The following is a 16,349-nucleotide window of genomic DNA, read 5'->3' on the forward strand; positions in this document are numbered from 1 at the left end:
GTGACGGGACTGCGCGTCGACGTCCTCGGCGCGGGGATCGTCGGCCTCGCGGTCGCCGACGAGCTGCTCCGTCGCGGCCACGACGTGACGGTCGTCGATCCGCACCCGGCCGCCGGGGCGTCGTACGCCGCCGCGGGGATGCTCAGCCCGGCCGCCGAGGTCTGGCACGGCGAGGAGGAGATCCTCCGACTCGGGCTCGCGTCGCTGGAGCTGTGGCCCGACCTCGCGGCGCGCCTGGGGGTCGGGCTGCGCCGGACCGGCACCCTGCTGGTCGGGTACGACGCCGGCGACCTCCAACAGGTCGAGCGCCAGGCCGCGCTGGTGCACCGCCAGGGTCATCCGGTCGAGCTGCTGGGGCGGGCCGGCGTGCGGTCGGCGGAGCCGACGCTGGCCCGCGCGGCCGGCGGCGCACTGCTGCCCGGCGAGGCGAGCGTGGACCCGCGGGCGGTGTGCGCGGCTCTCCTCGACCGCGTCCCGCTGCGCGGGGCGCCGCGGGCGGACGCCGAGACGACCGTCGTCGCGACGGGCGCGTCGCTGCCGGAGCCGTGGACCAGCCTGGTGTCGGGGGTGCGCGGCGAGATCCTCCGCCTGCGCTCGGACGACCCGCCGCGCCGGACGGTCCGCGGCTGGGTGAGCGGAGAGCCGGTCTACCTGGTGCCGCGCGGCGACGGTCGGGTCGTGCTGGGTGCGACGTCCGAGGCGCACGCGGGACCACCGGTCGTCACGGCGGGCGGGGCGTTCCGACTGCTGGCGGCCGCGCGCACGCTGTGGCCGGCCCTCGACCGCGCCGAGCTCGTCGAGGGCACCGCGCGCGACCGGCCCGGCACCGCCGACGGGCTGCCGCTGGTCGGGCCCAGCGGGGTGCACGGCGTCGTCCTCGCGGCCGGGCACTACCGGCACGGGGTCCTGCTGGCGCCGCTGACCGCCCGCCTGGTCGCCGACCACCTGGAGACCGGCGCGATCGAGCCGGCCGTCGACCCGCGCCGCTTCGCCGGCGCCCAGCCGGAAGGAGCACGATGACCATCACCTGCAACGGAGAGCCGGTCGCCGCCGCGGCGACCGTCGCGGACCTGCTGGCGCACCGGCTCGGCGACCGGTGTCCGTCCGGCGTCGCCGTGGCCGTGAACGAGGAGGTCGTGCCGCGCGGCGCCTGGCCGGAGCGGCGTCTGTCCGACGGCGACGTCGTCGAGGTCGTGACGGCGGTGCAGGGCGGATGAGCGTCCCCACGAGCCCGCTGGTCGTCGCCGGGGAGCCCCTGCCGTCGCGGCTTCTCCTCGGCACGGGCGGGCTCCCCAACATCGCGCTGATCGGCCCCGTGCTCGCGGCGGCGCGACCGGCCCTCGTCACGGTCTCCCTGCGGCGCACCTCGTCCCTCGCGGAGGGCGGCCTGCTGGCGGCGCTGCGTGCGGCGGGCGCGCGGCTGCTGCCCAACACCGCCGGGTGCCTGTCGGCCCGCGAGGCGGTGCTGACCGCCGAGCTGGCACGAGAGGCGCTCGGCACGAGCTGGGTCAAGCTCGAGGTCATCGGCGACGAGCGCTCGCTGCTGCCTGACGCCGTCGAGCTGCTCGACGCCGCCGAGCAGCTGGTCCGACGCGGCTTCGTGGTGCTGCCCTACACGACCGACGACCCGGTGCTGGCCCGCCGTCTGGTCGACGCGGGCTGCGCCGCGGTGATGCCGCTGGGCTCGCCGATCGGCTCGGGACTGGGTGTGCTCAACCCGCACGCGATCGCGGCGGTGCGCGCGGCGGTCGACGTGCCGGTCGTGCTCGACGCCGGCGTCGGCACGGCGAGCGACGCCGCGCTGGCGATGGAGCTCGGCTGCGACGCGGTCCTCGCGGCTACGGCGGTCACCCGCGCCGACGACCCGGTCGCGATGGCGTCGGCGCTGCGGCTGGCGGTGGAGGCCGGCGCGCTCGCCCGGTCGGCCGGACGGATCCCGCGCCGCACGGAGGCGCGCGCGTCCAGCCCCGTGCTCGGGCGGATCGGATGACCGGCCGTCTCCTCCTGCTGACCGACCGCACCCAGGTCCCCGAGGGCCGCTCGCTGGCCGACGTGCTCGGCGCGGCCGCCAGAGCAGGGCTGACCACGGTGCTGCTGCGCGAGATCGACCTGCCCGACGGCGAGCGGGCCGCACTCGCCGACGCGGCGCGGACCGCCGGGCTCGAGGTCGTGGCCGCGCACCGGCCGGTGCCGGGGTGCGCGGGGGTCCACCTGCCGGCGACCGCGGCACGTCCGGTCGTCGCGACCCGGTGGGGGCGCTCGTGCCACAGCCGGGCGGACGCGGTCGCCGCGGCGGCCGACGGCGCCTGGTGGGCCACGCTGTCGCCGTACGCGACGACACCGAGCAAGCCCGGCCACGGTCCACCGCTGCCGACGACGGCGTACGCCGGGCTGCCGCTGCCGGTCTACGCGCTCGGCGGCATCACGCCCCGCAACGCCGCGGCGGCGCGGGCCGCGGGCGCGTACGGCGTCGCGGTGATGGGCGCCGTCATGCGAGCCGACGACCCCGGCGCGGTCGTGGCGGCGCTGCTGCGGGAGGTCGGTTCGTGAACCCCCCTGTCGTGGTGACGATCGCGGGCAGCGACTCCGGCGGGGCCGCCGGCATCGCCGCGGACCTGACGACCTTCGCCGCGCTCGGTGCCCACGGTGCCTGCGTGGTCGCCGCGGTCACCGCGCAGGACACGACCGGCGTGCGGGCGATCCACCCGGTGCCGTACGACGTCGTCGCGGCCCAGCTCGAGGCGGTGCTCGACGACCTCGACCCGGTCGCGGTCAAGACGGGCATGCTCGCCACCCCGGAGGTCGTCCGGCTGGTCGCGGAGAGGTGCGCGGACCGGCTGCTCGTGGTCGATCCGGTCCTGGTGGCCACCAGCGGCGCGGTGCTGGCGACCGACGAGGTCGTCATGGCCTACCGCGAGCACCTGCTGCCCGTCGCGACCGTCGCAACTCCCAACGAGGACGAGTTCGCGGCGCTGGGCCGGCCCCGCGGTCCCGGCGTCGTCGTCACCCGGGGTGGGGACATCCCGACAACCAACGACCACGGCACCGGCTGCACCCACAGCAGCGCCCTCGCGGCGTACCTCGCCCACGGCCTCGACCCGCACACCGCCGCCGCCCGCGCCGACGCCTTCGTCGCCCGTCAGCTCCGGCTCAGCAAGGACTGGACCCTCGGCCGCGGCCGGGGGCCCGTCGCCCACATCCAAGGAGATACCGCATGACCGTCCACCCTGCCCACACCCGGATCGAGGTCGGTGACCTCGGCGTGCCCCTGACCAGAGTCGCCCTGACCAACGGCGAGACGTTCGACCGCTACTGCACCGAGGGACCCGGCTCCGATCCCGAGGTCGGGCTCCCGCCGCTGCGGGCGGACTGGATCGCCGCCCGCGGCGACGTCGCGGCCTACGCGGGGCGCGAGACGCAGCTGGTCGACAACGGTCGCTCCGCCGTCCGCCGCGGCGCGGCCCGGGGGGAGTGGCGCGGCCCGCGCCGCGCACCGCTGCGCGGGGCCTCGACGGGCTCGGCCGTGACCCAGATGGCCTATGCCCGTGCGGGGATCGTGACCGAGGAGATGCGCTACGTCGCCGTCCGCGAGAGCTGCGACGTCGAGCTGGTCCGCAGCGAGATCGCGGCCGGGCGCGCGATCATCCCGGCCAACGTCAACCATCCGGAGTCGGAGCCGATGATCATCGGCCGGCGGTTCCTCGTGAAGGTCAACGCCAACATCGGCAACTCCGCGGTGACGTCGTCGATCGCCGAGGAGGTCGACAAGCTCACCCACGCGATCACCTGGGGCGCGGACACCGTCATGGACCTGTCGACGGGCGAGGACATCCACACCACCCGGGAGTGGATCATCCGCAACAGTCCCGTGCCCATCGGGACCGTGCCGATCTACCAGGCGCTGGAGAAGGTCGACGGTGAGGCGGACAAGCTCTCGTGGGAGGTCTTCCGCGATACCGTGATCGAGCAGTGCGAGCAGGGGGTCGACTACATGACCATCCACGCCGGCGTACTGCTGCGCTATGTGCCGCTCACGGCGGACCGGGTCACCGGCATCGTCTCGCGCGGCGGGTCGATCATGGCCGGCTGGTGCCTGGCCCACCACGAGGAGAACTTCCTCTACACCCACTTCGACGAGCTGTGCGCGATCTTCCGGCGCTACGACGTCTCGTTCTCGCTCGGCGACGGGCTCCGCCCGGGCTCCACCGCCGATGCCAACGACGAGGCCCAGCTCTCCGAGCTCCGCACGCTGGCCGAGCTGACCCGGCGCGCGTGGGAGTACGACGTGCAGGTGATGGTCGAGGGACCCGGCCACGTCCCGCTGCACCTGGTCGAGGAGAACGTCCGCCTCCAGCAGGACTGGTGCCACGGCGCGCCGTTCTACACGCTCGGCCCGCTCGCCACCGACATCGCGCCCGGCTACGACCACATCACCTCCGCCATCGGTGCCGCCACGATCGCGATGCACGGCACGGCGATGCTCTGCTACGTCACGCCCAAGGAGCACCTGGGCCTGCCCAACCGCGACGACGTGAAGACCGGCGTCATCACCTACAAGCTCGCCGCGCACGCCGCCGACGTCGCCAAGGGCCACCCGGGCGCCCGCGACTGGGACGACGCGTTGTCGAAGGCACGCTTCGAGTTCCGCTGGCGCGACCAGTTCGCGCTGTCCCTCGACCCGGTGACGGCGGAGTCCTTCCACGACGAGACGCTCCCCGCCGAGAACGCCAAGACCGCGCACTTCTGCTCGATGTGCGGGCCGAAGTTCTGCTCGATGCGGATCAGCCAGGACGTGCGCGACCGGTTCGGTTCCGAGTTGTCGACCGAGGAGGCCGCTCTCGGGATGAAGGAGAAGTCGGCGGAGTTCCTCGAGCTGGGGGCGTCGGTGTACGTCGAGCCGCCGGGGGAGTGAGGTGGGGAGCTGCCCGGATGCCGAGGAGGTCGTCTCGTAGAGAGGCGGCGGTGGTGTTGCCGGACTGTCCGCGGGCTTCGGCTGGGTGGGCGGTTGCGTTCCGTCAGGGCAGCGACGAGGACGTTCGCGACGGGGCTGGGTTCGGTGGTCGGGTTGCGGGCCGGTGGGCGGGACCGGGCTGGTGTCGCTCCTTGTTGCCGGTCGTGCTGTTGGGCTGTCCGTAGGCTGCGGTCGGGTGCATGGTTTCGTTCCGAAAGGCAGCGACGGGGAGGGCCGGGAGGGTGGCTGGGTTGGGTTGCCGGCTGCGGCTTTTGGCGGCGGTCGGGGGCCTGGCATGCGCCGGTGACACGTGCGGCAGGTCGGTGTGGGTCGTTGACCTGCCGTAGGTGTCACTCGGTTCATCTCCCACCGATCGAGACCTCCATTTCGACGCCCGCCGAAACGGGTTTCGCCTGTGCACAGGAGGGTTTGCGCGGGTCGGGTTGTGTCGTGGGTGGGTGGGAGGATCCGGTCATGGATCTCGGAACCCGCGCCACGTCGACAGCAGTCCTGCTGTCGCGGCTGAGCGCGGGGATCGAGGCCCGCAACCAGCTCCTCGTCGAGGAGTGGGCCGGGATCGTGGAGTGGGCGAGCGACCACGTCATCGCCGGTCCCGAGGGGGTCGCGACGATCACGGAGGGCTACCTCGACACGGGTGTCCCGATCGCCGGCGCGGGTGCCCCGTTGGTGTCGGAGTTCGCGTTGATGGAGCTCATCGCGGTCCTGGGCCGGTCGCCGGATGGTGGGCGGGCGTATGTCGGGCGGGTCATCGAGTGCGCCTGGCGCCTCCCGAACGTGTATGCCGCGGTGGTGGCCGGCAAGCTGGCGCCGTGGCGGGCCGAGCGGATCGCCGACCTCACCCGACCCCTGTCCGCCGAGGCGGCGGCGTTCGTGGACCGGCAGCTGTGGGATGCCTCCGGGGTGGGGTGGGCCCAGCTCGAGAGGTTGGTCGCCGAGGCGGTGCTGCGGTTCGACCCCGAACACGCCGAGGCCGCACGACGCGAGGCCGCGGACAACCGGCACTTCGACATGAGTGAGGTCGACGAGCACGGCCTGGTCCACCTCGACGGGCTCATGGATGCCGCGGACGGGCATGATCTGAATCTCGCGGTCGCCCGGCGAGCGGAGGTCCTGGGCCGGTTGGGTGACGAGTCGTCGTTGGATGTGCGGCGGTCGAAGGCTGCTGCCGAGCTCGCCCGCCAGGATTTTGCGTTGGACCTGTTGGTCCCCGACCCCGACACCGGAGAAGTGGTCGACACGGTCCCGGGACGCAAGGTCGTGCTCAACGTCCACATCACCGACACCACGATGACCAGCGACAACCGGGCCGACGACGTGGCTGGGTGGAATCCGGTGGGTCGGTGGGAGGAGGGCCGCTGCCCGGTCACGTCGGCCCAGATCCGCGAGTGGCTCCGTGCCCGGCACACCACCGTGATCGTGCGGCCGGTGATCGACCTGGCCGACCATGTCCCCGTCGGGGCGTACGAGATCCCCGAGCGCCACCGCACCCGGGTCACGCTGCGGGACCACACCTGCCGGTTCCCGCACTGCACCCGTCCCGCACGAGCCTGCGACCTCGACCATGCCCGTCCCTACAGCGAGGGCGGAGTCACCTGTCCGTGCAACGAAGTGCCGTTGTGCCGGCGGCACCATCGGGCCAAGACGCACTCGACCTGGCGCTACGACATCCCGACGCCCGCGACCTATGTGTGGACCAGTCCGAACGGTCACCGGTTCCGCGTCGACCATCGCGGCACCCACCCCCTCCGGACCGACGCGCGCCGGTCGAGCGACCCCGACCCACCCGACGAGTAGCCATCCCGCCCCGCACCCCGCAGAGGCACGCACCTGCGGGGCTTCAGGCATGTCCGGACCCGTCCGGACCGGTCAGTGCGCGGACCGCGTCGCCGTACGTCGAGCGTGACGTCGACGTGCGGCCTCGTGCGCCTCGCGCAGCAGGACCAGCGCCGCTGCCAGGGTGTCCGGTCCCGGGCAGACGATCGCCACCCAGCCCTGCGCCCGGTAGACGGGGTGCGGGAGCACGGTGTCGGTGACGGCGAGCTCGACGTCCGCGGGGGTGGGCGCACCCGGCTCCTCGCCGAGCAGTTCGACGAAACGCGCCCTCCCGACGTGGACGTTGAGCCGCCAGCGGTCGGGCGGGTTCAGGCGGCTGGCCGCGTCGTCGGGGTGGTCCTTGGTCACGATGGTCGCGAACGGCTGCTCGGTGCGGGGCACCTCGCCGTCGGTCGCGACGTAGAAGAAGTGGTCGCCCCACGCGATCTCCGGGTACGCGCTCCCGGCGGTCGGCGCGAGCTCGAGCACGTCCGGCAGGGCGCGCAGGGTGAGGAGGATCTGCTCCATACTGGTGGCTATCGTCATGGTTCGAGTGTGGAGTTGAAGTGCTAGTGGAGGGTTCGACCGCCGTCGTCGCCGCCGCGAGCGGCTACTCCGTCCAGCAGGTCCGCAACCTGGAGGCGCTCGGAGTGATCCCGGCGGCCGAGCGGACGCCGGCCGGGTACCGACGGTTCTCGGCGGTCCACGTGCGGGACCTGGAGGCCTATCGCGATCTCGCCGTCGCCGTCGGACCGGTGGTCGCCCGGCGGGTGATGCGGGACCTGCGCGCGCTCCCCGTCGAGGACGCGACCGCGCTCGTGGGCTCGCTCCACGCCGGGCTCGCCGCCGAGCGGGAGCAGGCACTCGCCGCGCGCAGGGCGCTCGTCGCGGTGAGCGGGGAGGTCGTCACCGATGCCCCGGCCGACGACGCCGACACGATGACGATCACCGAGCTGGCCGACGCGCTCGGTGTGCGAGCGTCGACGCTGCGGTTCTGGGAGCGGGAGGGCCTCGTCGCCCCGGAGCGGATCGCGACCCGCGCCGGCGCCGCCCGGCGCTATCCCGTGACGGCGATCCAGGAAGCGCGGATCGCCGTCGCCCTGCGCGCCGCGGGCTACCGGATCCCCGAGGTGCGGGAGGCGATCGGCGCGGTCCGCGAGCTCGGCGACACCGCGCGCTCGCTCGAGGCGCTGGACGCCCGGGTGACCACGATCGCCCAGCGCGTGCTGGCGTTGCTGCGGGCGGGGGCCGTCCTGGCCGAGATCGTCAGCGTGCCGCGGCCGCCGCGGCGGCGGCCCGCTCGACCCACTTCGGGATCTCGCCGTAGCGCTGGCTCGGGATGAGGCGGCCGGCGGCGGAGTCCTCGACCAGCTGGGTCATCCGGCGGTCGCGGGTGGCCTCCTGCTTCGCGGTCACCACCCAGTTGACGCAGATCCGACGATAGGTCCGGGTGGCCGCCTCGAAGAACGCGGTGGCGGCGGGGGAGGCGGCGAGCAGCGCGGCGTAGGCCTCGGGGAGCACGAGCTCGCCGTCGACCTCGTGGGTGTAGGGCGCGGCGTCGCGCCGCCGCTGCTCCCAGATCGCCAGCCCGGACGGCTGCATCCGGCCCTCGGCCCGCAGTTGCTCGACGAGCTCGAGGTTGACCTTGCTCCAGTTGCTCGTCCTCTTGCGCGGCGTCCAGCGCTGGCGGACGGCGTCGTCGTCGATGCGCTGGGCGACCGAGTCGATCCAGCCCCAGCACAGCGCCTCCGGCACCGCCTCGGCCCAGGTCAGACCGCGCTCGGGCACGTGCTTCTTGTACAGGCCCATCCACAGCTCGGTCTCGGTGTCGTGGTGCAGGGCGAGCCAGGCGCCGAACTCGGCGGCGTCGGCGAAGAAGCGGGCCGGCCGCTCGGCGGAACCGCCCATCCGGCCGGGGATCTGGTCCTCAGACATGCCGCCACCCTGCCACCGCGCACCGACATCCGACAGCATCCGGGAGGATGGCGCCATGATCGGCACGCCCACTGTCGCGATCGGCGCCCTCGGCGGCACCATCGCCTCGACCTCCCGTGCGAACGACGGCAGCGAGGTCGTGCCCACCCTCACCGCCGAGAGCCTCGCGACCGCCGTACCGGGGCTGGCGGAGCTGGCGAGCGTCCGCGCGGAGACGCTGGCCCAGCTGCCCAGCCCGTCGCTCGACGAGCCGACGATCATGCGCACCCTCCACTGGGCGCGCGCGGCGGTCGACGAGGGCGCGAGGGGTGTCGTGGTCACGCAGGGCACCGACACCCTGGAGGAGTCGGCGTACCTGCTCGACCTGTTCTGGGACCGCCCCGAGCCGCTCGTCGTCACCGGCGCGATGCGCTCACCCCAGGCAGCCGGCGCGGACGGGCCGGCCAACCTGCTCGCCGCGGTGCGCTGCGCGCTCGCACCGGCCTCGCGGGACCGCGGTGTCGTCGTGGCGTTCGACGACGAGGTCCATCAGGCGCGCTGGGTGGCGAAGACCGACTCGGTCTCGACCGGTGCCTTCCGCTCCCCGGTGTTCGGCCCGATCGGGCGCTGCGTCGAGGCCGAGGTCGTGTACGGCGCCCCGGCGGGCCGGGTGCCGCCGCTGCGGCTGTCCCCGGGCCAGGAGGCGGGCGATCCCCGGGTCCCCCTGGTCGCGACCTACCTCGGCGACGACGGCTACGTGCTCGACGCCATCGGCGGCGAGGACCGGATCGCCGGTGCCGTGATCGCCGGCTTCGGCGCGGGGCACGTGTCGGCGCGGATGGCCGAGGCGGTGGGCCGTCTGGCCCGCCAGGTCCCGGTCGTGTTCGCCTCGCGTACCGGCTCCGGGCCGACGGGGCGCGCGATGTACGGCTACCCGGGCTCGGAGATCGACCTCGTGGCCCGGGGCGCAATCGGAGCCGGATGGCTGCCACCGGTCAAGGCCCGGCTGCTGCTGTGGGCACTCGCCCTGCGCGGCCCCCTGACGCGCGCCGACGTGGTGGCCGAGTTCGAGCTCCGCGGCCGTCCCTGAGATCAGCCCAGTCCGGACGGCGTGTCCGGCGGCCGGTGGGGGAGCACGTTCGCGACGTAGTCGCGGGCGGAGTCGAAGATGTCGACCTCGTGGCCGGCCCGGTCCGACAGCGCCCAGCGGTGCTCCATGACCTCGTGGAAGTACTCCGGCGCGGAGATCGTCCGGCGCAGGCCGGCGGGCAGCAGGTCGACGATCGGCGTGTAGACCGTGGCCAGCCACCGCCGGGCCACGACCTCGCGGTCCTCCTCGTCGTACCCGCCGTGCGCGGTGAACGCGGCCAGGTCGTTGAGCAGCTTGCGCGCCTGGCTGTCCTCGGCGACCAGGCCCGTCAGCTCGCGCAGCTCGCGGCGGTGGTGCCCGGCCTCCACCACCTTCGGCTGGATCCGCACCCGGTCCGAGTCGGTCTGCACGTCGAGCTCGTCGACGTCGAATCCGAGATCGTTGAGCCGGGAGATCCGGTGTTCGACGCGGTACCACTCGTCGACGCCGAACTCCTCGACGGCGGTCAGCTCGGTCCACAGGGCGTGGTAGCGCTCGGCGAGCTGATCGACGATCGCGAACGCGTCGACCTCGACGTCGGTGTCGCCGCTGGCCTGCAGGTCCATCAGCTCGGCGAAGATGTTCTCGACGCCGACGGTGACGTCCTGCTCGCGCATCGCGTCGGACACGCTGGTGCGCAGCTCGCCGGTCTCGGCGTCGACGAGGAAGGCCGCGAAACCCCCGGCACTGCGCCGGAACAGCGCGTTCGACAGCGAGACGTCCCCCCAGAAGAAGCCGGCGAGGTGCAGGCGCACCAGCAGCACGACGAGGGCGTCGATCAGCGCCGGGACCTGCTCGGCGCGCAGCCCGTGCTGGAAGACCGTGCGGTAGGGCAGCGAGTAGTGGAGGTGCTCGGTCAGCAGCGCGGCCGGCAGCGGCCGGCCGCCCGCGCCGACCCGTCCGGTCACCACGCCGCGAGGTACGACGGCCGGCTGGTCGAGGCGCTGGAGGTCGCGCAGCAGGTCGTACTCGCGCAGCGCGATCGACTCCTCCGTTTCCTTCACGGCGAGGAACTGCCGGTTGACCTGGACCACGCGCACGACATGCCGCGACAGGCCGAGCGGGAGCGGCACGACGTACCAGTCCTCCCACTCCGCCAGAGGACGCGACCACGGCAGCCGGAACAGGGCCGGGTCGGTGCGAGCGGCGACGACATGCAGCGCCATGGAAGGAAACCTACGGCGTCTGAACCGACCCGTCACGGGCACCTGACCAGCACCGGGTCGTGGACAAAGCCCTCGACTGGGGGTAGGACTGAGTGACACACGCCACACTCTGGGAGGGGTGATCGGGGCGATGAGATCGACGAACCGTGCGTCCGGACGGGGATCCCGGCGCCGGCGTGCCGCGCTCGCGGTCGTCGGAACGCTCGCGGCGGGCGGCCTCGCGGCCTGCGGTGGCTCCGACAAACCGGTGCTCAACTGGTACGTCAACCCCGACGGGGTGGACACCTTCCAGAAGTACGCGAAGGAGTGCAGCACCGACGACTACGAGCTCGAGGTGCAGCTCCTGCCCAACGGCGCCACCGACCAGCGCACCCAGCTCGCGCGCCGCCTCGCGGCGAAGGACTCGTCGACGGACCTGATGAACCTCGACCCGGTCTTCGTCGCGGAGTTCGCCAACGCCGGCTGGCTCGAGGAGGTGACCGGCGACGTCGCCGACGCGATCACGAGCAGCGTCGAGGGCGACGGCGACTACCTCTCCGGTGCCGCCGAGACGGTCACCTGGGACGACAAGGTCTACGCGATCCCGCTGTGGGCCAACACCCAGGTGCTCTGGTACCGCAAGTCCCTGGCCGAGGCGGCGGGCCTCGACATGAGCCAGCCGGTCACCTGGGACCAGGTCATCCAGGCCGCGGCCGACAACGGCGGCACGGTCGGGGTCCAGGCCAACAAGTACGAGGCATATGTCGTGTGGATCAACGCGCTCGTCCAGGGCGCGGGCGGCGACATCGTCTCCGACACCGAGGCCGGTCGCGACGCGAAGGTCGACATCGACTCCGACGCCGGGCGCAAGGCGGCCGAGGTGATCAAGGCGCTCGCCGACTCGCCGGCCGCGCAGCCGGACCTGTCGGTCTCCAACGAGGGCACCAGCCTCGGGCAGATGTTCCCCGAGGGCGGCGCCGGCGAGTTCATGGTCAACTGGACCTTCGTCTACAAGAACTACGAGGGACTGGTCGGGAGCGACGTCACCGAGGAGCAGTTCGCGGACCTCGGCTGGGCCCGCTATCCCGCGACGGTCGAGGGCGAGACGTCGAAGCCGCCGATCGGCGGGATCGACATCGGGGTCGGGGCATACACCGACCACCCCGACTTCGCGATGGAGGCGGCCCGCTGCATCACCTCCGAGCAGGCGCAGGTCGACCTGGCCCTCGACAACGGGCTGATGCCCTCGACCAACGCGGCCTACGACCAGGTCGTGGCGAGCGGCGACTACCCGGCGGACCTCATCGAGCTCTTCCGCACCAGCGTCGACGAGGGCGGGCCCCGGCCCAAGAGCGCGTTCTACGCCATGATCTCCGGCGCCATCCAGGCGAAGTGGCATTCGCCCAACTCGGTCGACCCGGGGAGCACGCCGGAGGAGTCGGCGACCTACCTGAAGGACGTGCTGGAAGGGAAGGCGCTGCTGTGAGCACCGTGACCGCACCCGTGAAGACCAGGGCCGTCGTCAGCGACCGGGCCCGCGCGGAGACCCGTCTCGGGCAGAAGCTCGTCGCGCCGGCCATCGTGCTGATGCTGCTGGTGACGGCGTTCCCCATGCTGCGGGCGCTCTACCTGTCGACGTTCGACTACGCGCTGACCGCGCCCGACGACCGCAGCTTCGTCGGATTCAGCAACTACCTCACGGCCCTCACCGACTCCCTGTTCTGGCGCACGACCCTGATCACGGTGCTCTACATGGTGGTCACCGTGGCGATCGAGCTGGTCATCGGCTTCGCGTTCGCGATGGTCATGCACCGGGTGATCTTCGCCCGGGGCGTCATCCGGACCTCGATCCTGATCCCCTACGGCATCATCACCGTCGTCTCGGGCTTCGCCTGGCAGTTCGCCTTCTCGTTCCAGAACGGCTTCGTCAACGGCTGGCTGCCCTTCGTCGGCGACGACTTCAACTGGTTCGGCGAGACCGGGTCCGCCGTGGTCGCGATCATGGTCTCGGAGATCTGGAAGACCACGCCGTTCATGTCGCTGCTGCTGCTCGCCGGACTGGCCCAGGTCAGCGAGGACATGATCGAGGCGGCCAAGGTCGACGGCGCCACGTGGACCCAACGGCTGACCAAGGTGATCCTGCCGAACATGCGGGCGGCGATCATGGTCGCCGTCCTGTTCCGGGCGCTCGACGCCTACCGGATCTTCGACAACATCTTCGTGATGACCGCTGGGGCGGTGAAGACGGAGTCCATCAGCTTCCTGACCTACCGCCAGACCATCGAGCAGTTCCAGCTCGGCATGGGCTCCGCGCTCTCGGTGCTGCTGTTCCTCTCGGTCCTGGTGGTGGCGTTCGCGATCGTCAAGGTCTTCCGCGTCGACCTGGCGCAGGCACGGCAGGAGTGATGACATGAACAACCGGCTCAGCAATCGGGTGGGCATCATCGTCGGCTGCGTCCTGATCATGATCTGGTGCCTGCTGCCCGTGGCCTGGATCATCTCGCTGTCGTTCAAGTCGGAGGCCGCGATCACCAACGGCAGCCCGGGCTTCTTCCCCTCCGACGGCGGGGGAGCGGGCTGGGACAACTACCAGGCGGTCTGGGACAACGACCAGTTCTGGCGCGCGATCTTCAACTCGATCGGGATCAGCCTGATCGCGACCCTGCTCTCGGTCATCGTGGCCACGCTGGCGGCGTACGCGATCGCCCGGCTGGAGTTCCGCGGCAAGAAGGCGGTGCTGACCATCGCGCTGGCGATCGCGATGTTCCCGGTGGTCTCGCTGGTCGGCCCGCTGTTCGACATGTGGCGCGCGGTCGGGCTCTACGACACGTGGCCGGGCCTGATCATCCCCTACATGTCGTTCACCCTGCCCCTCGCGATCTGGACCCTGTCCGCCTTCTTCCGCGAGATTCCGTGGGAGATGGAGCAGGCGGCGCAGGTCGACGGAGCGACGTCGTGGCAGGCCTTCCGCAAGGTGATCGTGCCGCTCGCGGCGCCCGGCGTCTTCACCGCCGCGATCCTCACCTTCTTCTTCGCCTGGAACGACTTCGTGTTCGGCATCTCGCTCACCTCGACCGAGAACGCCCGACCGATCCCGGCGTCGCTGTCCTTCTTCGTCGGCTCCGACCCGTTCAACCGGCCGGCCTCGCTGCTCGCCGCGGGAGCGGTCATCGCGACCATCCCGATCGTCGTCATCGTCCTGATCTTCCAGCGCAAGATCGTCGCCGGCCTGACCTCCGGCGCCGTGAAGGGGTGAACCACTGATGGCTGCCATCACGATGAAGAACATCGTCAAGCAGTACGGCGACGGCTTCCCGGCCGTCAACGACGTCTCGATCGACGTCGCCGACGGGGAGTTCATGATCCTCGTCGGGCCCTCCGGCTGCGGGAAGTCCACGCTCCTGCGGATGATCGTGGGACTGGAGGACATCACCTCCGGCGACATGGTGATCGGGGAGAAGCGGGTCAACGACCTCGCGCCGCGGGAGCGGAACCTGGCGATGGTCTTCCAGAACTACGCGCTCTACCCGCACCTGACGGTCTACGAGAACATCGCCTTCCCGCTGCGGCTGGCCAAGAAGCCGGACGCCGAGGTCGACAAGCTGGTCCGCGAGGCCTCCGCGACCCTCGAGCTCGACGAGCACCTCGAGCGCAAGCCCGGCAACCTGTCCGGCGGCCAGCGGCAGCGGGTGGCGATGGGCCGGGCGATCGTGCGCCAGGCCGACGCGTTCTTGTTCGACGAGCCCCTGTCCAACCTCGACGCCAAGCTGCGCGGGCAGATGCGCACCGAGATCGCCCGGTTGCAGAAGCGGCTCGGCATCACCACCGTCTACGTCACCCACGACCAGACCGAGGCGATGACGCTCGGCGACCGGGTCGCCGTCCTCAAGCGTGGCGTGCTCCAGCAGCTCGCCACGCCGCGCGAGCTCTACGAGAACCCCGGCAACCTCTTCGTGGCGGGCTTCATCGGCTCGCCGCCGATGAACTTCCTGCCCGCGACCGTCGAGGGCAACCGCGTGCAGCTGCCGTTCGGCAGCGTCGAGATCCCGGCCGACCATGCCGAGCGCGCCGCGGGGCGCGGCCTGCTCATCGCCGGCATCCGCCCCGAGCACTTCGAGGACGCCTCGCTGGCGGCCGCCGAGGGGCGCAGCGGTTCGACCTTCTCGGCCACGGTCGACGCCGTGGAGTGGCTGGGCAACGAGACCTACGCCTACATCCCGTTCGAGGCGCCCGACGAGGTGAAGCAGCAGCTGCACCAGCTGGAGAAGGACCTCGACGGAGAGGCGATGCGCACCCAGCTCGTCGTCTCACTCGACGGGGCCAGCCGGATCGCGGAGGGGCAGGAGGCCGAGATCTGGGTCGACGGACGCCGGATCCACCTGTTCGACCCGGCCTCGGGTGAGAACCTCACCGTCGACCACTCCCGTGCCGGCCGGATCCCAGGCGCCGAGGTGAGCGCCTGATCAGGCCCCGCGACCCGCGCGGTCGGCGGTGCGGCGGATGCCGCGGATGAAGGTCGGGAACAGCGCGGCGGGCAGGTCGTGGCCCCAGCCCGGGATCACGACCAGCTCCGCGCCGCGGATCGCCGCGGCGGTGGCGCGACCGCCGGAGACGTGGACCATCTTGTCGGCCAGCCCGTGCATGACCAGCGTCGGCATCCGCAGCTCGCCGAGACGTCGGGTGCGGTCGGGCTGGGTGAGCACGGCCATCATCTGGCGCAGGACGCCGGCCTCGTCGATGCCGCGGTCCCAGGTCTCGCCGGCCCGCCGGCGCAGCTCCGCCTCGTCCATCGGGAACCCGGGGGAGCCGATGATGCGCCACACCACCAGCGCGCGGCGGATGTAGGCCTCGCGGCCCGGGCCACGCGGCGTGGCGAGGGTCGGCAGGAGGGCCGGGCTCTGCCAGCCGACGCCGCGCCGGCCGGTGGTGGACATGATGCTGTCGAGGCTGCGCACCCGCTCGGGCGCCGCGAGCGCCATCGTCTGCGCGACCATGCCGCCCATCGAGATGCCCGCGACGTGGGCCGAGGCGAGGCCGAGGTGGTCGAGCAGGCCGAAGGCGTCGTCGGCGAGGTCGCCGATCGAGTACGGCGCGCGGGTGCGCGCGCCGACGAAGGCGCGGGCCAGGCGCGCCGTCGTCACCCGCCCGCTCATCCGCGTCGAGCGGCCGGTGTCGCGGTTGTCGTAGCGCACGACGTGGAAGCCGGCGTCCGCCAGCCCTCGGCACAGGGCCTCCGGCCACCAGGTCATCGGACCGCCGAGGCCCATCACCAGCAGCAACGGATCCCCGGCCGGGTCGCCGAAGGTCTGGTAGCACAGCTCCACGTCCGGTGACACCGGTGCCAGCAGCTCCGCCGAGACGGTCATGCCACCAGTGT

The 16,349-nt window shown here is 72.4% G+C and carries 17 protein-coding genes; 13 read left to right on the plus strand and 4 right to left on the minus strand.

Annotated features, from left to right (window positions below):
• From ACPZVR_RS21215 to ACPZVR_RS21245, 7 genes are all read left to right on the plus strand, one after another.
• On the plus strand, nucleotides 1-1,020 hold the full coding sequence (locus tag ACPZVR_RS21215; RefSeq protein WP_436701674.1) for an FAD-dependent oxidoreductase: 1,020 nt from the start codon (nucleotides 1-3) through the stop codon (nucleotides 1,018-1,020).
• Nucleotides 1,017-1,217 (plus strand): sulfur carrier protein ThiS, encoded by a 201-nt coding sequence (gene thiS / locus ACPZVR_RS21220; RefSeq protein ID WP_436701675.1) that lies wholly within the window; start codon nucleotides 1,017-1,019, stop codon nucleotides 1,215-1,217. The genes ACPZVR_RS21215 and thiS overlap by 4 nt, the downstream gene beginning before the upstream one ends.
• The gene (locus tag ACPZVR_RS21225; RefSeq protein ID WP_436701676.1) at nucleotides 1,214-1,990 is read left to right on the plus strand and encodes a thiazole synthase; all 777 of its coding nucleotides are present in this window, start codon (nucleotides 1,214-1,216) and stop codon (nucleotides 1,988-1,990) included. Before thiS ends, ACPZVR_RS21225 begins: the two co-directional genes overlap by 4 nt.
• Nucleotides 1,987-2,550, plus strand: coding sequence for a thiamine phosphate synthase (locus tag ACPZVR_RS21230; protein WP_436701677.1), 564 nt, complete (start codon nucleotides 1,987-1,989; stop codon nucleotides 2,548-2,550). The genes ACPZVR_RS21225 and ACPZVR_RS21230 overlap by 4 nt, the downstream gene beginning before the upstream one ends.
• Entirely contained in the window at nucleotides 2,547-3,218 is a 672-nt protein-coding gene (thiD, locus tag ACPZVR_RS21235; RefSeq protein WP_436701678.1) for a bifunctional hydroxymethylpyrimidine kinase/phosphomethylpyrimidine kinase, read from the plus strand. The genes ACPZVR_RS21230 and thiD overlap by 4 nt, the downstream gene beginning before the upstream one ends.
• On the plus strand, nucleotides 3,215-4,912 hold the full coding sequence (gene thiC / locus ACPZVR_RS21240) for a phosphomethylpyrimidine synthase ThiC (protein WP_436701679.1): 1,698 nt from the start codon (nucleotides 3,215-3,217) through the stop codon (nucleotides 4,910-4,912). The genes thiD and thiC overlap by 4 nt, the downstream gene beginning before the upstream one ends.
• A gap of 513 nt (nucleotides 4,913-5,425) precedes the next feature.
• Nucleotides 5,426-6,766 carry an HNH endonuclease signature motif containing protein gene (locus ACPZVR_RS21245; protein ID WP_436701680.1) on the plus strand — a complete coding sequence of 447 codons (1,341 nt, stop codon included), beginning with the start codon at nucleotides 5,426-5,428 and terminating at the stop codon, nucleotides 6,764-6,766.
• A 72-nt stretch (nucleotides 6,767-6,838) separates the two neighbouring features.
• On the opposite strand, the gene ACPZVR_RS21250 is transcribed toward ACPZVR_RS21245, so the two are convergent.
• On the minus strand, nucleotides 6,839-7,330 hold the full coding sequence (locus ACPZVR_RS21250; RefSeq protein ID WP_436701681.1) for a DUF6194 family protein: 492 nt from the start codon (nucleotides 7,328-7,330) through the stop codon (nucleotides 6,839-6,841).
• Nucleotides 7,331-7,356: 26 nt separating this feature from the next.
• Here ACPZVR_RS21250 and ACPZVR_RS21255 point away from each other — a divergent pair, with 26 nt between their 5' ends.
• Nucleotides 7,357-8,127 carry a MerR family transcriptional regulator gene (locus ACPZVR_RS21255; protein ID WP_436701682.1) on the plus strand — a complete coding sequence of 257 codons (771 nt, stop codon included), beginning with the start codon at nucleotides 7,357-7,359 and terminating at the stop codon, nucleotides 8,125-8,127.
• Here the strand turns inward: ACPZVR_RS21255 and ACPZVR_RS21260 are convergent.
• Nucleotides 8,051-8,719 carry a YdeI/OmpD-associated family protein gene (locus tag ACPZVR_RS21260; protein ID WP_436701683.1) on the minus strand — a complete coding sequence of 223 codons (669 nt, stop codon included), beginning with the start codon at nucleotides 8,717-8,719 and terminating at the stop codon, nucleotides 8,051-8,053. The two genes, ACPZVR_RS21255 and ACPZVR_RS21260, sit on opposite strands and share 77 nt — an antisense overlap.
• Nucleotides 8,720-8,774: 55 nt before the next feature.
• Here ACPZVR_RS21260 and ACPZVR_RS21265 point away from each other — a divergent pair, with 55 nt between their 5' ends.
• Complete coding sequence (locus tag ACPZVR_RS21265) at nucleotides 8,775-9,788, plus strand: asparaginase (RefSeq protein WP_436701684.1); 1,014 nt, start codon at nucleotides 8,775-8,777, stop codon at nucleotides 9,786-9,788.
• Nucleotides 9,789-9,790: 2 nt separating this feature from the next.
• On the opposite strand, the gene ACPZVR_RS21270 is transcribed toward ACPZVR_RS21265, so the two are convergent.
• Nucleotides 9,791-10,993: a DUF4032 domain-containing protein gene (locus ACPZVR_RS21270; RefSeq protein ID WP_436701685.1), complete on the minus strand. Its 1,203-nt coding sequence runs from the start codon at nucleotides 10,991-10,993 to the stop codon at nucleotides 9,791-9,793.
• Between the two features lie 130 nt (nucleotides 10,994-11,123).
• Here ACPZVR_RS21270 and ACPZVR_RS21275 point away from each other — a divergent pair, with 130 nt between their 5' ends.
• Genes ACPZVR_RS21275 through ACPZVR_RS21290 form a run of 4 tightly spaced genes read left to right on the plus strand, consistent with a single transcriptional unit; the run spans nucleotide 11,124 to nucleotide 15,435 of the window.
• Nucleotides 11,124-12,458: an extracellular solute-binding protein gene (locus ACPZVR_RS21275; protein WP_436701686.1), complete on the plus strand. Its 1,335-nt coding sequence runs from the start codon at nucleotides 11,124-11,126 to the stop codon at nucleotides 12,456-12,458.
• On the plus strand, nucleotides 12,455-13,378 hold the full coding sequence (locus tag ACPZVR_RS21280) for a carbohydrate ABC transporter permease (RefSeq protein ID WP_436701687.1): 924 nt from the start codon (nucleotides 12,455-12,457) through the stop codon (nucleotides 13,376-13,378). Before ACPZVR_RS21275 ends, ACPZVR_RS21280 begins: the two co-directional genes overlap by 4 nt.
• 4 nt (nucleotides 13,379-13,382) lie before the next feature.
• Nucleotides 13,383-14,228, plus strand: coding sequence for a carbohydrate ABC transporter permease (locus ACPZVR_RS21285; protein ID WP_436701688.1), 846 nt, complete (start codon nucleotides 13,383-13,385; stop codon nucleotides 14,226-14,228).
• A 7-nt stretch (nucleotides 14,229-14,235) separates the two neighbouring features.
• Nucleotides 14,236-15,435 carry an ABC transporter ATP-binding protein gene (locus ACPZVR_RS21290; RefSeq protein ID WP_436701689.1) on the plus strand — a complete coding sequence of 400 codons (1,200 nt, stop codon included), beginning with the start codon at nucleotides 14,236-14,238 and terminating at the stop codon, nucleotides 15,433-15,435.
• On the opposite strand, the gene ACPZVR_RS21295 is transcribed toward ACPZVR_RS21290, so the two are convergent.
• On the minus strand, nucleotides 15,436-16,338 hold the full coding sequence (locus tag ACPZVR_RS21295; protein ID WP_436701690.1) for an alpha/beta fold hydrolase: 903 nt from the start codon (nucleotides 16,336-16,338) through the stop codon (nucleotides 15,436-15,438).
• Between the last annotated feature and the right edge of the window lie 11 nt (nucleotides 16,339-16,349).

It is taken from the genome of Nocardioides segetis (genome assembly GCF_051390595.1).
Lineage (GTDB): Bacteria > Actinomycetota > Actinomycetes > Propionibacteriales > Nocardioidaceae > Nocardioides.